Source organism: Corynebacterium flavescens, assembly GCF_008693105.1.
GTDB lineage: Bacteria > Actinomycetota > Actinomycetes > Mycobacteriales > Mycobacteriaceae > Corynebacterium > Corynebacterium flavescens.
This window is the reverse complement of the sequence record NZ_VXKK01000020.1, coordinates 30,029-52,090: the sequence shown is the minus strand read 5'-3', so window position 1 is coordinate 52,090 and position 22,062 is coordinate 30,029. Positions and strand designations below refer to the sequence as shown.

22 protein-coding genes and 1 other RNA gene are annotated in these 22,062 nt (G+C 59.3%); 9 read left to right on the top strand and 14 right to left on the bottom strand.

The features are described from left to right. Positions 1-162: 162 nt before the first annotated feature. Together F4V60_RS03685 and F4V60_RS03680 are read left to right on the top strand one after the other, a co-directional pair. The gene (locus tag F4V60_RS03685) at positions 163-1,500 is read left to right on the top strand and encodes a M20/M25/M40 family metallo-hydrolase (RefSeq protein WP_075729389.1); all 1,338 of its coding nucleotides are present in this window, start codon (positions 163-165) and stop codon (positions 1,498-1,500) included. A gap of 119 nt (positions 1,501-1,619) precedes the next feature. Next, positions 1,620-2,402: a MarR family winged helix-turn-helix transcriptional regulator gene (locus tag F4V60_RS03680; RefSeq protein WP_075729388.1), complete on the top strand. Its 783-nt coding sequence runs from the start codon at positions 1,620-1,622 to the stop codon at positions 2,400-2,402. 218 nt (positions 2,403-2,620) lie between these two features. On the opposite strand, the gene F4V60_RS03675 is transcribed toward F4V60_RS03680, so the two are convergent. The 8 genes from F4V60_RS03675 to prfB form a co-directional block, all read right to left on the bottom strand. Continuing rightward, the gene (locus F4V60_RS03675; RefSeq protein WP_075729387.1) at positions 2,621-2,827 is read right to left on the bottom strand and encodes a hypothetical protein; all 207 of its coding nucleotides are present in this window, start codon (positions 2,825-2,827) and stop codon (positions 2,621-2,623) included. A gap of 148 nt (positions 2,828-2,975) precedes the next feature. Beyond that, entirely contained in the window at positions 2,976-3,671 is a 696-nt protein-coding gene (locus F4V60_RS03670) for a YqeB family protein (protein WP_075729386.1), read from the bottom strand. Next, positions 3,668-4,258 carry a TetR/AcrR family transcriptional regulator gene (locus F4V60_RS03665; RefSeq protein ID WP_075729385.1) on the bottom strand — a complete coding sequence of 197 codons (591 nt, stop codon included), beginning with the start codon at positions 4,256-4,258 and terminating at the stop codon, positions 3,668-3,670. The genes F4V60_RS03670 and F4V60_RS03665 overlap by 4 nt, the downstream gene beginning before the upstream one ends. A gap of 140 nt (positions 4,259-4,398) precedes the next feature. Next, positions 4,399-4,780: a transfer-messenger RNA gene (gene ssrA, locus F4V60_RS03660) on the bottom strand. Positions 4,781-4,863: 83 nt separating this feature from the next. Continuing rightward, on the bottom strand, positions 4,864-5,367 hold the full coding sequence (smpB, locus tag F4V60_RS03655; RefSeq protein WP_075729384.1) for an SsrA-binding protein SmpB: 504 nt from the start codon (positions 5,365-5,367) through the stop codon (positions 4,864-4,866). 60 nt (positions 5,368-5,427) lie between these two features. Then, on the bottom strand, positions 5,428-6,330 hold the full coding sequence (gene ftsX, locus F4V60_RS03650) for a permease-like cell division protein FtsX (protein WP_075729383.1): 903 nt from the start codon (positions 6,328-6,330) through the stop codon (positions 5,428-5,430). Continuing rightward, complete coding sequence (gene ftsE / locus F4V60_RS03645; RefSeq protein ID WP_075729382.1) at positions 6,330-7,019, bottom strand: cell division ATP-binding protein FtsE; 690 nt, start codon at positions 7,017-7,019, stop codon at positions 6,330-6,332. The genes ftsX and ftsE overlap by 1 nt, the downstream gene beginning before the upstream one ends. A gap of 54 nt (positions 7,020-7,073) precedes the next feature. Then, entirely contained in the window at positions 7,074-8,183 is a 1,110-nt protein-coding gene (gene prfB / locus F4V60_RS03640) for a peptide chain release factor 2 (protein WP_075729381.1), read from the bottom strand. Between the two features lie 61 nt (positions 8,184-8,244). Between prfB and F4V60_RS03635 the strand changes: the two genes are divergently transcribed. Beyond that, positions 8,245-9,081 carry an inositol monophosphatase family protein gene (locus F4V60_RS03635; RefSeq protein ID WP_075729380.1) on the top strand — a complete coding sequence of 279 codons (837 nt, stop codon included), beginning with the start codon at positions 8,245-8,247 and terminating at the stop codon, positions 9,079-9,081. Beyond that, positions 9,074-9,868 (top strand): histidinol-phosphatase, encoded by a 795-nt coding sequence (hisN, locus tag F4V60_RS03630; RefSeq protein ID WP_075729379.1) that lies wholly within the window; start codon positions 9,074-9,076, stop codon positions 9,866-9,868. Before F4V60_RS03635 ends, hisN begins: the two co-directional genes overlap by 8 nt. Before the next feature lie 46 nt (positions 9,869-9,914). Here hisN and F4V60_RS03625 read toward each other — a convergent pair whose 3' ends face one another. Continuing rightward, positions 9,915-10,646: a glutamine amidotransferase gene (locus F4V60_RS03625; RefSeq protein WP_075729378.1), complete on the bottom strand. Its 732-nt coding sequence runs from the start codon at positions 10,644-10,646 to the stop codon at positions 9,915-9,917. 78 nt (positions 10,647-10,724) lie between these two features. Continuing rightward, on the bottom strand, positions 10,725-11,792 hold the full coding sequence (locus F4V60_RS03620) for a S1 family peptidase (protein WP_075729377.1): 1,068 nt from the start codon (positions 11,790-11,792) through the stop codon (positions 10,725-10,727). A gap of 197 nt (positions 11,793-11,989) precedes the next feature. Between F4V60_RS03620 and F4V60_RS03615 the strand changes: the two genes are divergently transcribed. Next, positions 11,990-12,388 carry an NUDIX hydrolase gene (locus F4V60_RS03615; protein ID WP_075729376.1) on the top strand — a complete coding sequence of 133 codons (399 nt, stop codon included), beginning with the start codon at positions 11,990-11,992 and terminating at the stop codon, positions 12,386-12,388. A gap of 33 nt (positions 12,389-12,421) precedes the next feature. Here F4V60_RS03615 and F4V60_RS03610 read toward each other — a convergent pair whose 3' ends face one another. The 3 genes from F4V60_RS03610 to F4V60_RS03600 are packed head-to-tail and all read right to left on the bottom strand — an operon-like array spanning position 12,422 to position 15,014. Continuing rightward, positions 12,422-12,721 (bottom strand): helix-turn-helix domain-containing protein, encoded by a 300-nt coding sequence (locus F4V60_RS03610; RefSeq protein ID WP_075731026.1) that lies wholly within the window; start codon positions 12,719-12,721, stop codon positions 12,422-12,424. 11 nt (positions 12,722-12,732) lie between these two features. Further along, positions 12,733-14,727 carry a ferrous iron transport protein B gene (feoB, locus tag F4V60_RS03605; RefSeq protein ID WP_075729375.1) on the bottom strand — a complete coding sequence of 665 codons (1,995 nt, stop codon included), beginning with the start codon at positions 14,725-14,727 and terminating at the stop codon, positions 12,733-12,735. Continuing rightward, positions 14,727-15,014, bottom strand: a complete 288-nt coding sequence (locus F4V60_RS03600) for a FeoA family protein (RefSeq protein ID WP_075729374.1) — start codon at positions 15,012-15,014, stop codon at positions 14,727-14,729. The genes feoB and F4V60_RS03600 overlap by 1 nt, the downstream gene beginning before the upstream one ends. Positions 15,015-15,350: 336 nt before the next feature. Here F4V60_RS03600 and F4V60_RS03595 point away from each other — a divergent pair, with 336 nt between their 5' ends. The 4 genes from F4V60_RS03595 to F4V60_RS03580 all read left to right on the top strand — a co-directional run bounded on the left by F4V60_RS03595 (position 15,351) and on the right by F4V60_RS03580 (position 20,224). Beyond that, positions 15,351-16,415, top strand: coding sequence for a pirin family protein (locus F4V60_RS03595; protein ID WP_075729373.1), 1,065 nt, complete (start codon positions 15,351-15,353; stop codon positions 16,413-16,415). 78 nt (positions 16,416-16,493) lie between these two features. Next, a complete protein-coding gene (locus F4V60_RS03590; protein WP_084559126.1) occupies positions 16,494-18,332 on the top strand; it encodes a BCCT family transporter in 1,839 nt (612 codons plus the stop codon). A gap of 48 nt (positions 18,333-18,380) precedes the next feature. Next, positions 18,381-18,839, top strand: a complete 459-nt coding sequence (locus tag F4V60_RS03585; protein WP_075729371.1) for a hypothetical protein — start codon at positions 18,381-18,383, stop codon at positions 18,837-18,839. 134 nt (positions 18,840-18,973) lie between these two features. Next, the gene (locus tag F4V60_RS03580; protein WP_075731024.1) at positions 18,974-20,224 is read left to right on the top strand and encodes an acid phosphatase; all 1,251 of its coding nucleotides are present in this window, start codon (positions 18,974-18,976) and stop codon (positions 20,222-20,224) included. Here the strand turns inward: F4V60_RS03580 and F4V60_RS03575 are convergent. Continuing rightward, positions 20,221-22,026: an alkaline phosphatase D family protein gene (locus F4V60_RS03575; protein ID WP_232315970.1), complete on the bottom strand. Its 1,806-nt coding sequence runs from the start codon at positions 22,024-22,026 to the stop codon at positions 20,221-20,223. The genes F4V60_RS03580 and F4V60_RS03575 overlap by 4 nt on opposite strands. Positions 22,027-22,062 lie beyond the last annotated feature (36 nt).

Sequence of the window (22,062 nt, the reverse complement as noted above, 5' to 3'; positions counted from 1 at the left end):
TTCTTGTTCGAATTGAGAAATGCTTTTCATAACCCTACATTAATGTAACGGGCATCACAGAAGTGCAGGTAGTGTTGTTAAACATTTCCTTTTCTATATGTCGACAGTTAATATTGTCGCGGTACAAGCAAACCACGAAAGGCGCGAAGTATCCACTCTCTCATAGATATACAGGCAGAAAATTTGGAACTTCTCCGAGGTCTCATACGCAATAGATGTGTCAACGACGGCACCCCCGGAAGTGGTCACGAGGTACGCAACGCAGACCTTCTCGAGGAGTATTTCCAAGGCTCCGGGGCCCAAGTCCAGCGCTTCGAGCCGCTCCCCGGAAGAGTTTCCATAGCCTTCGCCGTCCCCGGTTCAGACCCCAGCGCCGAACCCTTGACCCTGCTCGGACACATCGACGTGGTGCCCGTCGACGAGGACAAGTGGATCCATGAACCCTTCGGGGCCGAAATAGTCGACGGCGTGCTCTACGGGCGCGGCGCCCTAGACATGCTCTTCATCACCGCCGCCCAGGCCACCGCCGTGCGCGAGATTGCCATCCAGGCCCAGCAAGGCAACCCTCCCCGCGGGACCGTCACTTTCGTCGCCTTGGCAGATGAGGAAAACGGCGGCGGCCTCGGCGCGCGCTGGATCGCAGAGAACCACCCCGAAGCCTTCTCCTGGAAGAACTGCCTCTCCGAGATGGGCGGATCCCACCTGCCCGTGCGCGATGGAAGTGACGCGCTGGTTATCAACGTCGGCGAGAAAGGAGTTTTCCAAAGGCGCCTACACGCCAGCGGCGATACGGGACACGGATCGATGCCTTATAGAAAGCACTCCTCAATCCTCGCCCTCGCGGACGCGGCCCAGCGCATAGGATCTTTCGAACCTCCAGCTGCTTTCGACCACATGTGGGCCCGCTTTGTCGAGGCCTTTCACTTCGATCCCGCAACAACCGCAGCGCTAGTAGCTGGTGCCGCCGATGATGAGGCCTATGAGACCTTTGGCGATCTCACCACCTTCGCGCTGTCTTTCAGCCATAACAGCATTGCTTTAACAGGCCTGCGCGCTGGAAGCTCCGTCAACGTCATCCCCTCGCACGCCTATCTCAACCTGGACATCAGGGCCCTACCTGGTGACACCGCCGACAGCGTCGACGCTATGATTCGCGCAGCCCTAGGGGATCTCTCCGACACTATCGAAATTGAGCGCCTTACCCACGAGCCGCCCTCCACTTCCCCGGCGGAAGGTCCACTATGGGAGGCAATGGTAGACACCTACGGCGAGTTCTTCCCCCAGGCATCCGTCATCCCGGTCTACGCTGCCGGCGGCTCCGACCTTCGCTTCGGCCGCCGGATGGGCGGAATTGGCTATGGCTTCTCACTCCACGCGCGCGGACGCTTCTTGGCCGAAGTCAACGAAGAACTACACAGCCACGACGAGTGCATCCACTTGGAAGACGTCGACCTCACGCTCGCCGCCTACCGCGGGGTGTGCAAGAGGTTTGTCTACTAATTATGCCTTCACCGAGCACCCTCCACCCAACCCAGTATTAATCAGGTACCTGTTGAGATAGTTCGGTACCTGTGTATTATTGAGAAAGTCAGGTACCTACACAACTCAAAGGAGAACTCATGACTGACGCAAACAACACCTCTAACCCCGACTTCACTGGCGATGACGCCGACCTGTCGGCACAGATCGGACAACTCTTCGTTCTGCTGCGCATAGCTGACCGAGTACAACGGCGCGAACACGGCGGGCGCGGCCGCCACGGAGGCTTCCGCGGGGAAATCCGCTCCGGTCAAGGCCGTGTGCTGCAAATCCTCGCTCTGCAATCCCCACTGACGCAAAAGAGCCTTGCCTACATGCTGGGCGTCCGCCCTCAGTCTCTGAGCGAACTGGTCTCAAAGCTCGAGGCCAACGGCCTGGTCACCCGCCGCCGCGATGATGCCGACAGGCGTTCCTTCCTCATCGAGCTCACCGAGGCCGGACGCGAAGCTGCGGCCGAAATAGACTCACTATCCATGGAAGATCCTTTCGACGTACTCTCCGTCGAAGAACGCCAAACGTATGCAGACCTCACCGCGAAAGTAATCTCCTCGCTGGAGGAGCAGTTCCCGGAAATCCGCGAACGTGCCGATTCTTGGCACCGCGGCGGACCCGGCTTTGGGCGCGGACCTCACGAAGGGCTACATGGACAGCGCCACGAAGGCCCTCATGGCAGGCGTCGGCGTGGTCATCACGGTGGACCCCACGATGAAGGACGCCCGGATGATGTATTCTTCCGCGAATATCTTGCCCTAGAATCCCAGCGCAAGAAGCTGCGTGGATACTTCGGGAAGGCCCGCCGCGGGTTCCGCGGATTCGATCCCTTCGAGGACTTCGGTTGGGGGCGCGGGCCCCACGCAGCCTAGGCAAGACCTCGGCCAAGCAGAACCTTTGAGCACACCCCAGGCCTGCGCCTAGTCATTAGCGCCACCGCCAAATTCAGCCTGAGGGAAAGGCGCGACGAGCCGATAGTCACGTTGTGGATCGACGAGCCGCGAGGAGAGGCTCGAGTTCAACTCTTGGCTCCATGCCTGCAAAGGCCCAAATGTTTTTCTGCGTCAACGCATCCTCTGGGCACTCAGGTTCAATGGGCGTCGAGCTCCCCAGCATCGACAAAGAACCCAATGAACGCTTCTTTCATCGCCGAATCGACTACTGCGTGGGTCTCGACTAGATCATCAAGGAGGATGTCCAGCACTCGGTCTTCGATGGGGATGCGGCCAAACACGGCCGGCGGTTTAGCTGTCACGGCAATGAGCTGAGCGAGTGCTAAAGGGTCAGTCTCCGACATGTATCTTCCTCAACTCTCTCGTTGGTTCTATAAGCATGAACAGGGCAGTCAGTTAACATCGGTGACTGGCGCGTTAACCGTTTCGCCGAGGTGGAGACTCTCAACACCCCACCACGGCACGAGCACGGCAATGGTATATCGAGCTGAGCTAACATCTCTTATTCACCCGGTACTGCTGGCAATCATCGCGGTCACGGACCATGATGCCCTTCTCACGGAGTTCCTCCAGGGCGGCCTCGGCGGCGCCGGGATGCTTATCAGCCAATGCCCTCCTCCGAGTGCGCAACAGATCCTCGAGGTCGCCTTCCAACCGTCCGTCACCGTCGACCCAAGTAGTGAATTCCGAATCGAAAGGGTCAGCCTCGGCGAGCGGCGGGTAGCCACACCTCTCCAGTGCACCCCTGAGTCCAGGGATCAAGTCTTTGTCCAGCGGGCCCCGAAATAGCTCACAGCCGTCGTCATCGATGAGGACCAGAGAACCCTGTTCCGCGACGACGTAGGCGATCCGATCTTTGGCGATGAAGAGGTGAGAGTCTTTCTTATGAACGGTGAACCCATCCCCCCCGACGTCAATGGTTCCGGCATCCCGAATCCAGCTGGACGCGATGAGAAAACCAGCTACCGCGCCGATGATCGTGAGCACGGGGATGGCCAAGGCGAGGGGCAGCTCGGCAGCAAGACGCAACGGCCCTGGCGCATCACCGATGAGGCTTAAGAGCCAGGAAACGACGGGGCCTACGATGAACGAGGAGATTAAGCCAATCAGCGCCCCACCTGCGGTGAACACTGTGAGGTATCTGGAAGATATGCCAACCGTGATGGTATTGCTCGTGGATTCGCTCATGCCGCTGCACCCTTGAGATAGCCCAGAACAGTTCTTCGCACCTCGGAAGATGGATCGTGTCCCGGTTCCGCATTGAGATAACAGGCGTCGACGATGCACAGTAGCCAACCAGCGGTATGTTCAGGGTCCAGCGTCTTGTCTATCTGACCGGCATCAATAGCCTTCCTAACTAACCCGGCCAGACCTATTTTCTGGGTGGTTGAGGCATTTTCTGACACTGCGATGAGTTCTGGATCATGCCCCATGCGCCGCAATGACTCGACGAGCATGCCCGCAGCGTAGGGGTAGGCGGCGTCGGCGGCGAGAGTTTCGACAATCTCAAGTATCGATGTGAGGGGGTCAGCGGTGTCCTGGTGCTGCGCGATCAACTTTTCTGCTCTGGGGACGTCATCCTCGAAGGGCGCACGAAACAGGGAGGCCTTGTCCGGGAAGTAATAGAAGATGCTCGCCGGGCTGGTACCAACCTCTTTGGCAACCTGGGTAACACTGGTGTTTTCGTATCCGTGGGAGGCGAACAAGCGAGCTGCTGCCTCGGCGATCTCTGCCTTCTTTTGAGCAACCTTTTCTGGGTCAACCTTTCTGGCCATTAGGAACTCCATCCATCATTAATTGACTGACTAGTCAAACAAAACCATTAGTTCCGAAAAGGTGAAAGCCACTCCCGAGATACTGGGGGACTAAGGGGCATGCAAATACCCCCTGAACAAGTGCTGTTCAGGGGGCCTAACGGTGGAGCTGCCGGGACTTGAACCCGGGTCCTTCGTCATTTTGCCAGGGCTTCTCCGTGCGCAGTTCGCGCGGGATCTTTGCTCGGCTCTCCGGCTCGGACGAACACGTTCCGGATGATGAGCCCAGCCATCAGTGAGAGTCCCATCTGGCCCTGTTGGCACAACCAGACGGCAAGTTCCCTAGTCGATGCCAGGATCTAGGTCAGGAACAAAACCTAGGCTGACAGACACGCGTCGCTGTAATTAGGCAGCGAGGGCGTAGTCACGCTGAGAGTTCTTCTCTGCGCTTATTGGTTGCTACGACGCTTATACGGTGGTCTCTAGCCTGCACCGGCACGCTTCCCCTGGCGCAATGTACGAAGTCGAAACCAAATCAACCCCATATTCATAAGGCGGGATGTGCATCTTCCTTATGTTAGCTACAACGCTACCCCACGGCACTCTATTCCTTCAAGGCGGATGGTTTAGACGTTGATGCCTTTAACGCGGCGCCCCAACTCACGGGAGATGTCTCGGTCTTGGTCCCGGCGCTTAATGTCCTCGCGCTTGTCGTAGTCTTGCTTACCCTCAGCCAGCCCAAGCAAGAGCTTGGCATAGCCATTTTTGAGGTAGACCTTGAGCGGGATAAGCGTCTTATTACCGTTGCGTACCTGGCCAAAGAGCTTATCTATCTCACGACGATGCAGCAGCAGCTTACGGGTGCGCTTGGGGCTATGATTTGTCCACGACCCCATGGAGTACTCCGGAATATGGAGGTTACGCAGGTAGACCTCACCGTTGTCGATGGTGGCGAAGGCGTCGTTGAGGGAGATCTTCCCCTCGCGCAGGGACTTGATTTCCGTGCCCAGGAGCACGATTCCGCACTCATATTCCTCGAGGATCTTGTAGTCGTGCCGGGCGCGGCGGTTTGTCGCCAGCGTTGCCTCGCCGGAAGCCGCCTTCTTGTCTTTCTTGCCCTTCTTAGCCATAACTACTTCACTGTAGCGGCCACGCCAGCCACCTATCAAGCCGCTTGTCGAAGCCGCGTCCTACTTGCGCACATAAGCCCGCATTGTTACAAGCGCGGTAAGCCCGGCAAAAATGAGAGCGATGAGTCCGACGATGGGCAAAGCCACCCAAATATCCCCTGTATTGATAGGCGCAAGCAGCTGAGATTGGTAGAGATTCTCTAGCGAGGGATCCAGCACGGTCTTCTTGCCCACCAGCACACCCGCCCCGGCGAGCACCACGCCAATGAAGGCACCGAGGACGGCCTCAAGAACGAAGGGAGCCTGGGTAAACCACCGCGAAGCGCCGACCATGCGCATGATGGAGGTCTCTCGAGCGCGGTTAAACGCCGCAATCTGCACCATGTTGGCGATGAGGAACACCGCGGCTATCGCCATTATTGCCGCCAGAATGAAGGTGGCGTTGCGAATAGAGTCGAGGTTGCTGGCCGCGCCGCGAACCTCTTCCTGTTGGTCGACGATCTCGGAAACGGCGGGATCATCGGCAATGGCCGCGAGCGCCTCAGTATTGGTCGGATCCTTGAGGCGCACGTGGAAAGCCGCAGGCAGCGCATCCGGTGAGGTTTCTTGCACCATCACAGGGTCGGTGTCTTCAAAAAGCTCCACGAAGCGATCGTAGGAGGCCTGGCGGTTACGGTACTCTACCGAGTCGATCTCGCTGTTTGTCTCCAGCTCCTCCTTCAAATCCGCGCAGGCAGGCGTGGTGCACTCCGGATCATTGGCGGAGATGTCCTCATCGAGCTGCACCATAACCTCGACCCGCTCAAGGTAGATCTCCTTGGTGTTTTTGGTCATGTCTGTCACGAGAATACCGGCGACAACAAGGCCTACCGAAATCGCCGTGGTGATGATCATGGCGATGGTCATCGTCAGATTTCGTCCGAGGCCCTTGAAAGCCTCGCGCAGCACGTATCCCAAGTGCATTAGAGCGCCTCCCCATAGAGTGCATTAATTTCGTCGCGGACGAGCTTGCCATTAGAAAGCTCGAGGACGCGCTGGCGCGCCTCATTCACGGCGCGCGCGTTGTGCGTCGACATAACGACCGTTGTTCCGCGACGATTAATGGTGGTCAACAACCCCATAATCTCCGACGCGGTAGCTGGATCGAGGTTGCCGGTAGGTTCGTCGGCAAGCACTAGTGTGGGGCGATTGACGAAGGCGCGGGCAATGGCCACGCGCTGCTGCTCACCACCTGAGAGCTCATGGGGCATGCGGTGCTGCTTGGAGCCCAAGCCCACCATCTCCAGTACCTCTGGCACAGCCTTGTCGATGCGCGACTTCTTCTTCCCGATGACCTCCAGCGCGAAAGCCACGTTGTGGTAGACATCGAGCTTGGGAAGGAGGCGGAAATCCTGGAACACGTAACCAATGGATTGGCGCAAATGATTAATCTCGCGGCCCTTGAGCCTATTGACGTGGAACTTATCAAAGTGGATATCACCGGAGGTCACGTTAGTCTCGCGCACCATGAGCTGCAGAAATGTCGACTTGCCGGATCCGGAAGGCCCGATGAGGAACACAAATTCCCCGTCATCGATCTCGAAAGAGACCTCATCCAACGCTGGTCGCGTGGAGGTCGGGTAGATCTTGGATACTTTTTCGAAGGTGATCACTTGCGCCACTTTAGCAACATGGCTTGGCATTGGGAACCTCAAACGCGGCGCTCTTTAGGCTCCTGTATTAGCGCCGCCTTCGGCCATACGCCAGCGAATCCCCGCCTCCAGGAAGCCATCAATGTCACCGTCGAGCACCTTCGAGGGATCCCCCACCTCGTAGTTGGTGCGCAGATCCTTGACCATTTGATAAGGGTGCAAAACATAGGAGCGCATCTGATTTCCCCAGGAGGCGTTACCACCCGCGCCCAAGGCATCGAGTTCGGCGCGCTCTTCCTGCCGCTTGCGATCGAGCAACTTGGCCTGCAGCACACGCATCGCCGAGGCCTTATTTTGAATCTGTGACTTCTCATTCTGACAGGTCACAACAATCCCAGTCGGAATGTGGGTCAGGCGTACCGCGGAGTCAGTGGTGTTGACGGACTGGCCACCCGGGCCCGAGGAGCGGTAGACGTCAACGCGAATCTCGGAGTCAGGGACCTCGATGGAATCCGTCTGTTCAACCACAGGCAACACCTCAACTTCTGCAAAGGAAGTCTGGCGCCGGGCCTGGTTATCAAAGGGAGAAATGCGCACGAGGCGGTGCGCCCCCTGCTCAACGGAAAGCTGTCCGTACATATACTCACCGTGCACAACGAAGGTGGCCGATTTAATGCCCGCCTCCTCGGCATAGGAAATGTCGTAGACATCTACCTTGTGGCCGTGCTTTTCCGCCCAGCGGGTGTACATGCGCATGAGCATCTCCGCCCAATCGGCCGCATCCACGCCGCCGGCACCGGAACGAATATTAAGCACAGCCTCGCGCTCGTCATAAGGGCCAGAGAGCATCGTGGTGACCTCGAGCGCATCAATAGCGGCTGCGAGATCCTCCAGCTCTGAGTCTGCGATCGACGCGTCTCCCTCTTCCTCCGCCAGCTCATACATCACGGGCAGATCGTCGAGGCGCCCGCGCAGGGATTCAAGCTTGCGCAGCTTCGCCTGGGCCGCCGACAACGCAGAGGTGACTTTCTGGGCGTGGGAAGGATCATCCCACAAGGAGGGATCTCCCGCTTGGGCCTCTAGCTCTCGAATACTCTCGGCCAAAGCCTCCGGATCCGAAACCTTTTCGATGCTCCCGTAAGTGGCGTTCAATTCTGAGATTCGTGCTGATACTTCCTGGCGCATAGCCGCCTAGTCTACCCGTGAGACCGCGTTCAATTAGCGATCGGTGGCGTTAAGCGCGACAATGGTGTCCATGACTCAACCGCCCAGCTTGAATGAGATGATTGACGCTCTCATCAAGACCTTCAACGTTGCTCACGCGCAGGATTCCGACGCCCACTTGGCGCAGGCTTTGGTCTACAACGCAGGCCGTCTTGCCTGGCGCATGCGCGAGCAAGGACTCTCCGTAGATTACAAGACCTCCATCTCCGATGTCGTTACCGATGCCGACCGCGCCGCCGAGCGCTTCGTGGCAGGCGTCATCACTGCCTCGCGCCCTGAGGATGGGATCCTCGGCGAGGAGGGCGCGGCAGCGCACAGCACCTCAGGCCGCACTTGGGTCATTGACCCCGTCGATGGAACCTACAACTTTACCTCCGGTTCTGATTACTGGTGCTCCGCCCTCGCTCTCGTCGCCGGCGAAGATGTCATCCTCGGCGCCGTCCACCGTCCCGCCATGGGATACACCTGGTTTGGTGGGCACGGCTTTCCCACCTCCCGCGACGGACAAGACGTCGCCCCGCTCGGTGATGTCCCCATTGAAAAGGTCTGCCTCGCTACCTACCTCCACCCCTCCTCCCTGCAAGATCCGGCTATTCACGCCACCTGGCAGAAAGTAGCTAGCCAATTCGCCACGGTTCGGATGCTGGGCGCCGGCTCGGTAGACTTAGCCTCCGTTGCCGAAGGCACGTGGGGCGCATGGATGCAGCATTCCGTGGCTGACTGGGATTGGTTCCCGGGCAAGGCCCTCGTCGAGGCCGCCGGTGGTAGCGCCATCAAGGTCAATTCCGGCGGAGTGGAATGGAGCCTGGCTGGAAACAAGCAGGTAGTTAAACAAATGGAGGAGTTGCTTCGTGGGTAAGTACAAAGAGGATCTCGGACTAGCCCTCGAGATGGCGGGTCACGCAGACGTGGTGACCATGGACCGTTTCGAGGCAGCTGATCTTTCGGTGAAAGACAAGCCGGATATGACCCCGGTTTCTGATGCCGACCTCGACTGCGAAAAACTCATTCGCAGCGAGCTCAAGCGCACCCGTCCTCGTGACGAGGTCTTGGGCGAGGAATTTGGTGGCGAGGCCTGCTTTAGCGGCCGCCAGTGGGTCATTGATCCCATCGATGGCACCAAGAACTTCGTGCGTGGCGTCCCCGTATGGGCCACACTCATCTCCCTTCTGGAAGATGGCGAGCCGGTGGTCAGCGTTGTTTCTGCCCCTGCACTGCGGCGGCGTTGGTATGCAGCGAAGGGCGCCGGCGCCTACCGCGTCTTCGGTGGCGAGCCCAAGCGTCTCCAGGTGTCCCGCGTCAGTGACTTCCAGCATGCCTCCTTGTCTATGAGCTCCCTGAGTGGCTGGAAAGAGCACGGCTTGCGCGAAGAGTTCATCGCGTTGACGGATAAAGTCTGGCGCCTGCGCGGCTACGGCGACTTCTGGAACTACTGCCTCGTTGCGGAAGGCGCAGTTGACATCGCGGCCGAACCCGAGGTTTCGCTCTGGGATCTAGCTGCCCCTTCCCTCTTGGTGACGGAGGCTGGCGGCACGTTCACCTCCCTCGAAGGTGTTGCCGGCCCCCATGGCGGTTCCGCCCTCGCCTCGAACGGACTCCTCCACGACCAAGTTCTCAGTAGCCTGCATCCCCCACTTGGTGACTAATTAGTCACCAAGTGTTCCGCCGATTAGTCACCAAGTGTTCCGCCGATTAGTCACCAAGTGTTCCGCCGTCGAGCCAGCCGTTGAAAACAGCTCCTGCAGCCACGGCCAGGCGAGGTCCATAGCGGCGCGCGTCCTCGCGGATGGTGGTGGGATCGATTCCGGCGGCAGAAAGCTCGCCTGCGTGACCGACCAACCAGCGTTCAATGCGCTGGTAATCCGCCTCGAGGTGGAATTGGAGCGCGAGCACCTTCTCGCCCACGCTAAATGCCTGGTTGGGAAAACCTGCCGTTTCCGCAAGGCGCTTCGCCCCGGCAGGAATGGCGAACTCATCCCCGTGCCAATGCAGCACGGGCACCGGTTCGCCCTGCTCACCGGCCAGCGGTGCAAGGACGCTAGATGCTCCCGCCGGAGTCAGAGTCAGCGGCGCGTATCCAATTTCCTTGCGGCCTGTGGGTGTTACCGGCGCTCCTAGAGCCTCAGCTATGAGTTGCGCGCCTAGGCAGATGCCGAGAATCGCTAAGTCTTTGTCCAACCACTGACGCACGAGGAGCTTTTCCTCCCGCAGGAATGGATAGGCCTCCTCTTCGTAGACGCCAATCGGCCCGCCGAGAACGATTAATAGATCCGCAGGCCCGAGTTGGGAGGGAAGCTCAGGGACTTCTCCCGCCTCCCAGGTACGGATTGAGTAGCCACGTTCTCTCAAAAGCGGCTCTAGAATACCCAAGTCCTCGAATGCCAGCTGTTGCAGTACATAGGCGTTTTTGCGGGCATCAGTCATGATCTTCTCTTCTCCTCATCGTAGGTGTTTTCCTTCGATAAGGAGAATTATGCTCTTAATCCCGCAGGAAGTGCGGATCTAATCCTCCGGCAACCGGAATCCGGCTCCCACTCCGCCTCGCGCGTTGAGATCGGCAAGGACGGCGTCCGCGCGCGTGGCGGTGGTGGGGCTGTGAATAGCTCCCTGCCACGGCGTGCGGCAATCAAAGTTGTTGATGATTCCGCCCGTGATGAAACCTACTACCCGGCCGTTGGAATAGAGCGGGGCGCCTGAATCCCCACCCATGGCGCAGACTTGGTTGATCTGAATCTCGGAGTTCTCCGCATAGGTCACCCCGCAGGTGGTACCGGTTGCCACGCCATTCTTGCAGGCCACCTCACCCGGATTCACCTGCCCGCCAAAGCTATTTACTTCAAGGCCGTTGTAACTGCGGCTGACCTTAGCCTGGGAACCAAACTCGACGACGGAATAGTCCAAGTACTCGTTTTTGGCGGCGATAGTGCCGGTCGGCCCCACGTGCCAGGAGTCTGCGGAGGCGACATCATCGCCGATGTTTCCGCAGTGCCCGGCAGTAATCCCCACCTTTCTTCCCTCGCCGTCCTCACCCGCAACGGCGAGTGTGCACATCGTATTGTCGTTGACATAGAGAGGAGTGCCTGGGCCATACAGGGATTGCCCCTGGGTCATGGCCGTGTTGGACTCCTCCGGAATGCGCGGAGCGTCGAAATAGGAGCCGGGAACTCGGTGGAGGACAAAATCTGCGCCCGGTTTCCCGGCTGCTACCTTGGAAAAGGCGTCATTCTTCCAGCTGTAATTTGGATCCGTGCCTTGGGGACGAAACTCAGGCTGTGTAGCCTCCTCTACCAGCCCCAGAGGGTTCGGATTGGTTGCTGGCTGCGCGTACTTTTCCTGCACTGCGCGCGCTTGCTCGGTGTTGAGAAGGGACCCCAACCCGCTATCGATAGCCTTAGTCACTGCTGGGTCCACTGCAGGTACAGCGACTCCCGCGCTCTCCAACTCCGTGCGAGCTTGTTCAAAGTAGCCCGCCGGCGCCTCCGCAGCACCGGCCAATGGCGAACCCAAGAAGAAAGCACCGGCAAAGGCCGAGGCCACGAGAGTTGTCTTCAGATACGGTATCGGAAACATGATTAAAGGACTTCCTTTTATAAGGTCTAGGCGCTGCAGTCGTTGCTTTAACCTATGGTGTCACGGATGTGGGGCTTCCAAAGACACTCGCCGGGACTGTGTCCAAGCCGTTATCTTGAACGCGCGGATCGATGTCACTAAGCCCGAGGGATCTACTTAACAGGAAAAATCCTTTCAGCGGACTAAGCTGTTAAACCATGAGCACCCGCGAGGTTTCCGCCGTTGTCTTCCATGACATTCACGGGCGTATCCTGAGCATCCGCAAGACGGACACGCCGCACTTCATGCTGCCCAATGGAGACATTTCCAGCGGTGAGTCCCCCGCCACCGCCGCGTGCCGGGTGACTTTTGAGACCATTCGCGCCACCATCAATACAGATAGGCTTCTTCCCGTTGGGGTCTTTGTCAGCCCTTCCGCCAATGAGGAAGATGACACCATCCGCGCGCATGTCTTTGCCTACCCCGAGTCCATTGCCGTGGCGCACCCCTCAACGGAAATCAGTGAACTTGCCTGGGTAAACCCCGCTGCCCCGGGAGTGCCATTGGCGCCTTTGTTGCGCGAACAGGTCTTTGCGCATCTTCTCAAAGATTACTAAGCCGCAGGAACACACAGTTCCTGCGGGCACTTTTTAGCGCGGAGGTGTGTCTAGGAGGGTTAAGGTGACCAGTCCGCCGCGTTGAGAGCCGCAAGAGCTGGGGCCTGTTGTGCAGGAGCTGCGCAGGCCGCATTCCGTGCATACGCTCGACTCTTGCGAGGAACGCATCATGCCAACACGCGTGAGGTAGTCCAAGGCCGCAGACACCGTCGAGGCCGATAGCCCCGTCGCCCGAGAGATCTCCGCAGCTGTGGTGGCTCCCTCGCGCACGGCGGCAGCCACTTTGGAAAGCGGCCCAGCCTGCTCACTGCGCGTCGAAGGTTGTTGTGTCATTTGCGCTGTCATTAGAACCAGATCTTTAGAAAGTTGAATACTACGACCGCCAGCAACCATGCCGTGGCCAGCTGAATCCCCACGCCGAAAAGCATCCACTTGGTGCCGATCTCGCGGCGTTGTGCTGCCAGGGTAGCTACGCAGGGCGTGTAGGCCAAGAGGAATAGCATGAACGCCCAGACCGCGGCCACGGTGTGCCCGCCGGAGGCCTGCGAGAAGTCCTCGCGGACTGCCTCCGCCAGAGCGGACTGACCCTGATCATCCGGATCCTCATCGCTGACATCATCAAGACTGTAAGTCTGCGCCCACGTCGAAATAACAGCTTCCTTGGCCACGAACCCAGTCACCAAAGTGCCGGCAATGGCGCCGGAACCGAATCCGGCCGGCTCGAATACGGGGGCCACCGCGTTGGACATGCGGCCATAAGCGGTGTCGTCGAAAGGCATATCCTCGTCGGCGAAGCCGTAACCACCGGTGACCGGAGTCGACTGCAGCACGAAGACCACAGCCACGGTGGCGACGATGATTCCACCAGCAGTGTGCAAGAATCCACGCAGGCGAATCCAGGTCACAGAAAGCGCCAGTCGCGCGCCGGGGAGCTGGTAGACGGGAAGGTCGATGACCAAGGGCTCGGAGCCCATCCTGCGCCACAGGGTGTTCTTCATCAGCAGGCCTACCGCGACGACGAGGCCAATGGAGATGAGATACATCGCGAACAAGACGGAACCGGCATGATCAGGAAAAAAGGTCGCCGCCAGCATGAGGTACACGGTCAGCCGCGCCGAGCAAGAGGTAAAGGGAATGAGCAGCGCGGTCAGTACCCGCTGGCGGCGCTGTCCAAGTACCCGGGTCGCAGAGATGGCAGGCACATTGCAGCCAAAGCCGACGATCAGGGGGATGAAAGCCTTGCCCGGCAGGCCAATGGCCTTCATCACGCGATCCGTCACTACCGCCGCACGCGCCATGTATCCGGAATCTTCGAGTACTGCTAGGCACAGGAACATCAAGGCCATGAGCGGTGCGAAGGTAAGCACCATGCCCACGCCCCCAATGAGGCCGTTGACAATGAGTCCGGAGAACACCGGGTGCGTCAGACCTAGGGTCTCGAGCAGCGCGGTGGCACCGTCGCTGACGGGGCCGCTAAAGAATCCGTCCAGCCAATTCTGGAAAGGCGCAGCAACGGTGGTCGTAATCTGGAATACCGCCCACATGACGGCTAAGAAGAGCAAAGGTCCGGCTAACGGATGCAACGCCACGCGGTCAATGCGTTCACTGCGGCTGGCGCTGGCGTGATGCTTTACCGTGCTGGCCTCAGCCACGATGTGCTCGATCCAGGAAAAGCGGCCGTCGGCAAGCGCAAAGGCATCCGTGGACGCCTCCGCTTGACGACGAACCCGGCGCGGGCGCGCCAACTCCGCCTCAATGACCTCTGCCAAGCCTTCCAGGTTGACACGGTGGCGCGGGTCAATGGCCACGACGGGGGCCTGTATCTGCTTCGAGATTGCGTCGAGGTCGAAGACCTCGCCATTTTCCGCCGCGATATCGCTCTTGGTCACCACGACCACGATGCGCGCGGCTTCCTCAGCCAATTGCGCCACCATGTAGAGGCTGCGCGAGAGGCTGGAGGCGTCAACGGCCACGAGTACGAGGTCCGGCAGCTCCTCTTCGACGCAATCGATCACGAGATCGCGCGTGAGCTGTTCGTCGGGGCTCATGGGGTTAAGAGAATAGGCGCCGGGGAAGTCGATCACGTCAAAAACGCGACCTGATGCATTCTCATTGTGCTTCTCTTTGCCCGCGTGCGCCTTCCATGCCCCACGGCTAACCTCAACAGTGGTGCCTGGCCAGTTGCCCATGCGTGCCTTAGCGCCGGTAAGAGCATTAAAGAGCGTGGACTTTCCGGCATTGGGCGCGCCGACGAGGGCGATGACTGGTGTTCCTGCCGGGGCGACGGGTCCACCGTGGGACTCGCAATGGCAGGTGGTAGGAGCAGTCTTAGGAGCCATTAGTTCTCACCCGCCGCGACCATGAGTTGCTTCGAGGTATCCTTGTCCACCGCGTAACGAGTGTTGCCGATCCGCAGTACTCGGCCACCACCGGCCGTTTTCTGGCAGATGGCGATGTGAGTGCCCGCGCGCAAGCCTAGTTCTGCCATCCGCTGGCGCATTGGCCGGCTGAGGAACTCCTCCCCTACGTGCTGCAGGACACAGCTGTGACCGACGGGGATAGAAAACAAGGACAGCAGGGGCTGTGCTGGGGTGTCACCACTGGCGGCACGACGCAGGAACGACATGACATTCTCTTTTCTCATAAGCCAAGGGGAGACGTAGTTATAAGGTTTGTCTTGGCTAATTAGATTAAACAACTGCTCAGTGAATTTTGTCGAATATTCTAGAGGCTATAACGGTTCCCCACCATCCCGAAAGTGCCCGAAACTGCTGGCCAGGAGGTTTTTTCCACAGCTTTGTCTTTTGCACCACAGGATAGGTTTTAACGTAGGCTTTTATAAGCATCTACCTCCGTTACTTAAGCTCCCCCTTGCCAGGCAACTTGCTCCGGAATCTCGCACACAAAAGCTATGATGTAGGACACGTCTGAAAATTTCCCAGTCGAGCGAGGAGCCGCCGCCATGTCCAATGCTGATCCCCATCCGGCCGAAGTTGTGTGCAGCGCCGGTGACACCCGCGTCGACATCGAAATCATCACCGCGCGCGATGTCCCCTTGGGAGGGCCACGCGGCATGACCGTACACCGCACCATCCCCCAGCGCCGCCGCAGCCTCATTGGCGCCTGGTGTTTCTGCGATCATTACGGGCCAGACCCAGTCGGCGAATCCGGCGGTATGGATGTAGCTCCCCACCCCCACACAGGACTCCAGACGGTGTCGTGGCTCTTCTCCGGCACTATTCGCCACGATGATTCCGCGGGTATTCACGAGATCGTGCGCCCCGGCGAGGTCAACCTCATGACTGCCGGCGGCGGAATCTGCCATTCTGAGGTCTCAACCGAGGACACGGAAATCCTCCACGGGGTGCAGCTCTGGACGGCGCTGCCGGAAAGCGCACGGCACGGCGAGCGCCGCTTTGACCACTACGTTCCCCAACCTGTCGAATTTCCAGGCGGAAGCGCGCTGGTATTTCTCGGGTCGGCGCTCGGTTCTACTTCGCCCGTGACCACCTTCAGTCCCCTGCTCGGCGCGGAGCTGAACCTTGAACCTGGCGCCACGCTCGATCTACCGGTGAATGCCGAGTTCGAGCACGGCATCTTGGTAGACACGGGCCGCATCTCGCTAGAAGGCGTCACCGTCAACCGGACCGAACTCGCCTACGCCGGAACCGGGGCAAACACCTTATGCATCAGCAATACTGGAAGTGAGAGCGCCCGTTTGATCCTGCTGGGCGGGGAACCCTTCCCCGAGTCTTTGGTGATGTGGTGGAACTTCATCGGCCGCGATGATGCCGAGATCCGTCACTACCGCGCGGAATGGGAGGCCGGCAGTGAGCGCTTCGGGCAGGTCGAAGGCTATATAGGCCACAGTCCTGACTCCCCGCGCCGACTGCCTGCGCCCCCTATTCCTCCGGTGCAGTTACGGCAGCGCAAGAACCCAGCGCCAGTGGCCCGGCCGGGCCAAGATCCCTATCGTCCACCGACGCAGTCCGGCGCCACCAATGAAAAGAATGAGACCATTTTCTAGGGGGTTATAGAAACTCCTTAGCACCCTCCCCGCTAAGATCACCCCAGCAAGCTTTTAGACCAATCGAATGGACTCTCTATGTCTGAAGAAAAGAAAAAAGCAAGAAACCGGGTGAAATCGGCGGTCAAACAGGCCTCTTCGGGAAATCGCTCGATTCACCCGGCACTCGTTCCCGGAATCGACGTCGATGATACCAATTCGACTTTCCCCACCAATAAGGTTGTTTTCGCGGTTGCACTTCTCGTGTCGACCGCAGTTTTTGTCTGGGCACTCATCTCGCCGACCGGCCTCAACGAAGTAGGCATGACCATGCAAAGCTGGGTCGTCACCAACTTCGGCTGGTTCTTCACCGCCTTGATGATCATCATCTTGATCTTCATGATCGTCATCGGCCTAGCACCAACCGGCCAAATCCGACTCGGCTCCGACGATAGCGAGCCCGATTATTCAACGCTGTCGTGGATCTCCATGCTTTTTGCCGCGGGTCTTGGAATCGGGCTCATCTTCTACGGCCCGATGGAACCACTCATCCACTTCATTACCCCACCACCGGGCACGGATCTACCCGCGGAATCTCCCGAACTAGTCACCTTTGCCATCTCCCAAGGCATCTTGCACCAAGCATCTCTAGCCTGGGGCGTCTACGCCCTGGTGGGCGGCGCAATTGCCTACGCCTCCTTCCGGCGCGGACGGCTACCGCTGATTTCTTCCCTCTTCGAGCCGATTTTCCCCGATGGCAACAATCGCATCCTGGGCAAGATCATCGATATCCTCGCGGTGCTGGTGACCCTCTTTGGCACCGCCACCTCACTAGGCATTGGTGCCTTGCAGATCCAAACCGGTACCTCCATAGTCACCGGTAAGGAGCTGGGCGGCGACATCTTCCTCGTCATTGCCATCACTATACTCACGGTTATCTTCGTCATCTCAGCAGTCTCCGGCGTCAAGAAAGGCATCCGGTTGCTATCAAACGCCAACATGTTCCTCGTGCTGGGTCTTACTATCTTCGCGCTTCTAACCGGCCCCACCGTATTCTTGCTCGATCTCATCCCCTCAACCGTCATCACCTTCTTCAACCAGGTACCAGCCATGCTCTCGGTCTATGCCAGCGAAGGTGACACCCAAAGCGCCTTCCTCCTCGGATGGACTACGCTGCTCTGGGCTTGGTGGATTTCGTGGTCCCCGTTCGTTGGCATGTTCATTGCCAAGATCTCGCGCGGACGCACCATCCGCGAGTTTGTCACCGTCGTCGTCATCGTTCCAGCAGGAATATCCATGCTCTGGTTCATCATTTTTGGCGGTTCCACCATCTGGCAACGCCTCAACGGTGGCGACATGGAGGTCAAGGACTCCGGGGAGAACGTCATGTTCGATCTCATGGGGAACCTTCCTTTCAGCTCCATCACCAACGTGATCGTCTTGGTCGCCATCCTCATCTTCTTCACCACTGCCGCAGATTCTGCCACCAATGTCATGGGTTCGATGTCCCAGTCTGCACGCGCGGTGCCTTCCAAACCAGTCACCATCATCTGGGGCGCCGCGCTCGGCCTAGTGGCGCTGTCGCTCCTGCTCGCCGGCGGACAAAATGCCCTGTCCGGGCTCCAGTCCATCATGGTTACCTGCGCACTTCCCTTCGCCATCATCCTCGTGGGCGTTATGGTCTCCTGGGCCATCGATCTACGCAATGACCCCGTTATGATCCGGCGCCGCTTCGCCCTCGCTGCGATCCGCAAGGGGGTTGCGCAGGGAATCGACGATCACGGCGATGACTTCGTCTTTGGAGTCACCAAGGTTCCCTCTGATCAAGGCGCCGGCGCCGACTTCGAGACCAACGATCCCGCCCTGACAGAGTGGTACACCGATGCCGTCGCCGACGACCCAGAGGAAGATGTCACCATCGTGCGCAAGCCGAAGTAAGGGCCCACGTCTTTCCTCGGCTTGCCCGCGCATGCGAGAATTAGAGCCATGACATATCAACAGCCCTATGATGATGAATCGCGCTACTATTCTCCACAGCCACAGGGAAAGTTTGATACCAAGAAACTAGCTATCAACTTGACGATCCTGGGCGTTCTTTGTGCCGTTATCACCTTCGCGGTCGTCATCGTCACCGATCTCATCGTCTCCACCATCTCCGGTTGGGCCGAACAGGGCCCCGCCATGGCCATCTTGGTCGCAATAGTCGCAGGCCTAGTTGGCGTGTGCGCAGGCCTGCTGTATATCCCCGTTGTCGGCACGGGCAACGAGAACCTCTTTGGCGTGGCCATCCTTGCGCTCACCGCCGCAGCAATCATCGTCTGGGTTCTTTTCGGCGGGCTTCTCGACGGCGACTGGGAGACCATCCTCACCCTCGTCGCCGTCATCTGCGCGGGCTCTACTGCCTACATAGCCCCGCGGCGCATCGAATCAGCGCGCCTGCGTTAGCCACAATTCACCGCTTCGACATCTAGGCGTTCCCGAGAGGAAAAACAAGGTCAATACTGTGTGCCTGTGTGAATCATCGACGCAACATAGTTCTCCCTCGCCTCTCAGCGCTTCTCATCACTGGCGCCGTAGCCATGCAAGCAGTAGTCGCGCCGGCTTCTGCGGCCACACTGCCTCTAGCTCCCCCTCAGCAGCTGCAAGAACTGCAGGAGCAATACGCTCCTAGCTCTCTGCCTGCCACCACCTATCCAGCGGAATCAGGAGCGCCCCAACCGCAACCCTTCGGTCCGGATGCCTACTTTGGGTACATCTCTGACATCAGCTCTTATCCCGGCGGCACGTATTACTCTGTGGTCGACGGCTTCGCTGACCTGCGCGCCAACCACCCAGATACCCTCGCCGAGAATCTGAATATCACGCTGAGCATCAATAACTCCGCCTCTCCCGAGCGGATCACGCGCGCCCAGGCGGATGCTCGCGCCGACAGCGGTGGGCTACTTGGCACGCTTTCCGACGCCTTCGGTCCCACCCTCGGCGAGCAACTACGCGCCGCCATCGCGGAAAACCGGCTGCCTAAGACACGGGCCTTCCTCGATTCCGGCTATGTCTCCCGCGCCCAGGGCATTGCAGCTTCCACGCTGGTGGAGAAAGAGATCTTTAACTATCCCCGCCCCTTCGAGGTGGCCCCAGAACTCATCAACAAGCACAACGATGGCCGCGAGGACTACTATGCCCTGAATGGCTCCGCCTCCTTTCCTTCCGGGCACACCAATCAGGCGGTTCTTATCACCACGCTGCTCGCCGCAGCTCTGCCCGAGCTGGGCCCTCAGCTTCTCGCCCGCGGTTCCGAGGCTGGGGAGAGCTGGGTGGTCATGGGAGTGCATTACCCACTCGACGTCATCGGCGGGCGCATGACCGGCACCGCTGCAGCAGCGGATCATTTCAATGATCCAAAAATGCGAGACGCTCTCAACCAGGTAGGCCAAGAGATTCGTACCGAACTGACGTGGCGGACCGGCAAGCCCCTCACAGAGACCATCGCCGCCGAGCAGGCAGCCGGCCGCGCCTATGCCAGCAATGCCCAGGCAGCGACCATATATGCCAACCAAGCAACGTATGGACTAGCCCCCGTCTATGCCACGGATCGCCCCATGAATATTCCGCAGGGGGCTCCGGTCTTGCTCCACAACCGTTTCCCGGAGCTGTCCTGGGAACAACGAGCGCGCGTCATCGCTGCCACCGCGCTCCCCTCCGGCTCTCCTCTGGATAAACAAGACAACGGCGCCGCGGGTTCGTGGCAACGCGTCAACCTCGCAGCAGCGTTCGCCGCCGAGGTCACCGTCGCCCCCAACGGCGAGCTCAGCGTCAACGGCTCCCCAGTCTAGTAGATCGCAGCGGAGCGGTCTAACTCTTCTCCCACCGAGCGTGCTCCCGGCGCGCCATAAAGCGCCTGGTAACTAGCACTGTGGGACACACCGGCGCTGGGCTCCAGCACGTCTCCATGCAGCCAATCCACTTGGACGCGCTCGGCGGTGGCCTCCACAGCCATGTAACCGTGCGAAGTGAGATCGATATAGCGGTACCAAGTATCGACGCTGCGAATGAGGTCTTGGCCTACTCTCAAAAGTTCGCGTACTGGGACATCCAGCGCCGGATTAGATGCCAAGGAATCAAAGGCGCTGCCGGCGGTGACCGAGGGCGTAATGAACTCCGTGGCCACCACGCGGTTATCCTGCCCAAGGCGAAACTGTCCCGCATTGGCGGGAATATCAGCGGCCCAAGACGAATGAATGTCACCAGTGAGAAAGACCACTCCCGGCTTTTTATCAGCCGCGATGAGCTCAACAATCCTTGAACGCTCGGCCATGTAGCCATCCCACTGATCCGCGTTCAACGCAATTCCCTCTGCAGGCAAGCCTATCTGGTGAACCAGCCACTCATGGATGTGGGGATCTAAAGTTGGAGGAAGGGTCAGCGGGGCAAACATCACCTCGTTACCAATGAGCTGCCAACGCGTGCCAGAGGTGGCCAACGCATCCGCGAACCACTGAAATTGTGTGCCTCCCAGCATGCTGCGATCTGGGGCGCCAACCGCCCGGAGGTAATCAGGGTCTGCGGCCAGCCCCGAATTGGAGGGAGTCATCAGCACCTGATAATCCCGGAAGCTGCGCAGATCCGGGATGATGAGCTCCGCTAGGTCACCGTAGCGCAGGTGGCGGTAGAGGTGACGGTCATCGGACGTGCCAAACCCCTCCCCGGCGCGCACCGGCATCCACTCGAAGTAGGCCTGGGTGGCCTGGGCTTTCATGGCAGGAAAGTCATCATGAATGTCGATGGAGTTGCCCGTGGCGCCTTCACGCCAAGAGTTATCCGCGAACTCGTGATCATCCCAGATGGCGATAAGCGGCTTGGCTGCCAGCAAGTCTGCCAGGTCCGGATCCGTGTGATAGTGGCCCTGCCGGATGCGGTAATCGGTCAAAGTGGTGGTGCGCTGCGCGGGCTCTACACGGCGCACCGTGGTCTTATGAGCCGCACCGTACTCCCCGCTGGCGTACTCATAGGTGAAATCTCCCAGGTGCAGCGTGAACTCGAGATCGTCTCGGTCCGCCATATCGCGGTAGGCGCGGAAGTACCCAGCCTCATAATTCGAGCAAGAACATACCCCGAAGCGCAGCCGCAGAAGCTGTGCATCCACCGCAGGGGCCGTGCGGGTGCGTCCCGTCCGCGACACTGCGCCGCTGGCGGGACCATCCAGCACGCTAAAGCGAAAGAAATATGTGGTGGCGGGAGCGAGCCCTCTGGCCACCACCTTGATGGTGTGGTCGCTGCCCGCATCACTGAGTGTTTCCCCGAAGGCCACGAGGATTCCAAAGCCCGGATCAGAGCTTAATTCCCAGCGCACGCGAGTGGACGGCCCTAATCCGGAACCCGGGTGAGCCTCCGGGGTGGGTGTCACCCGAGTCCACAACACCACGCTGTCCGGGTAGGGATCTCCCGAGGCCAACGAATGCGCGAATACCGGGCTCGCCTCCGCAGCTAGGGCAGTTCGCGCCCTAGCGCCGAAGATCCCAGCGGCACCTGTCGCCGCGCCTGCGCCGAGGAAGGAGCGCCGGGAAACGCTACGAGTTGGGGCGGTCTGAGATCTCTGCCAAGACGTGGTCACGTTCGGGGAGAGTACCCCGCCCACTCACACAATGCTGACCGGGAACGGGCAGGTCAACTA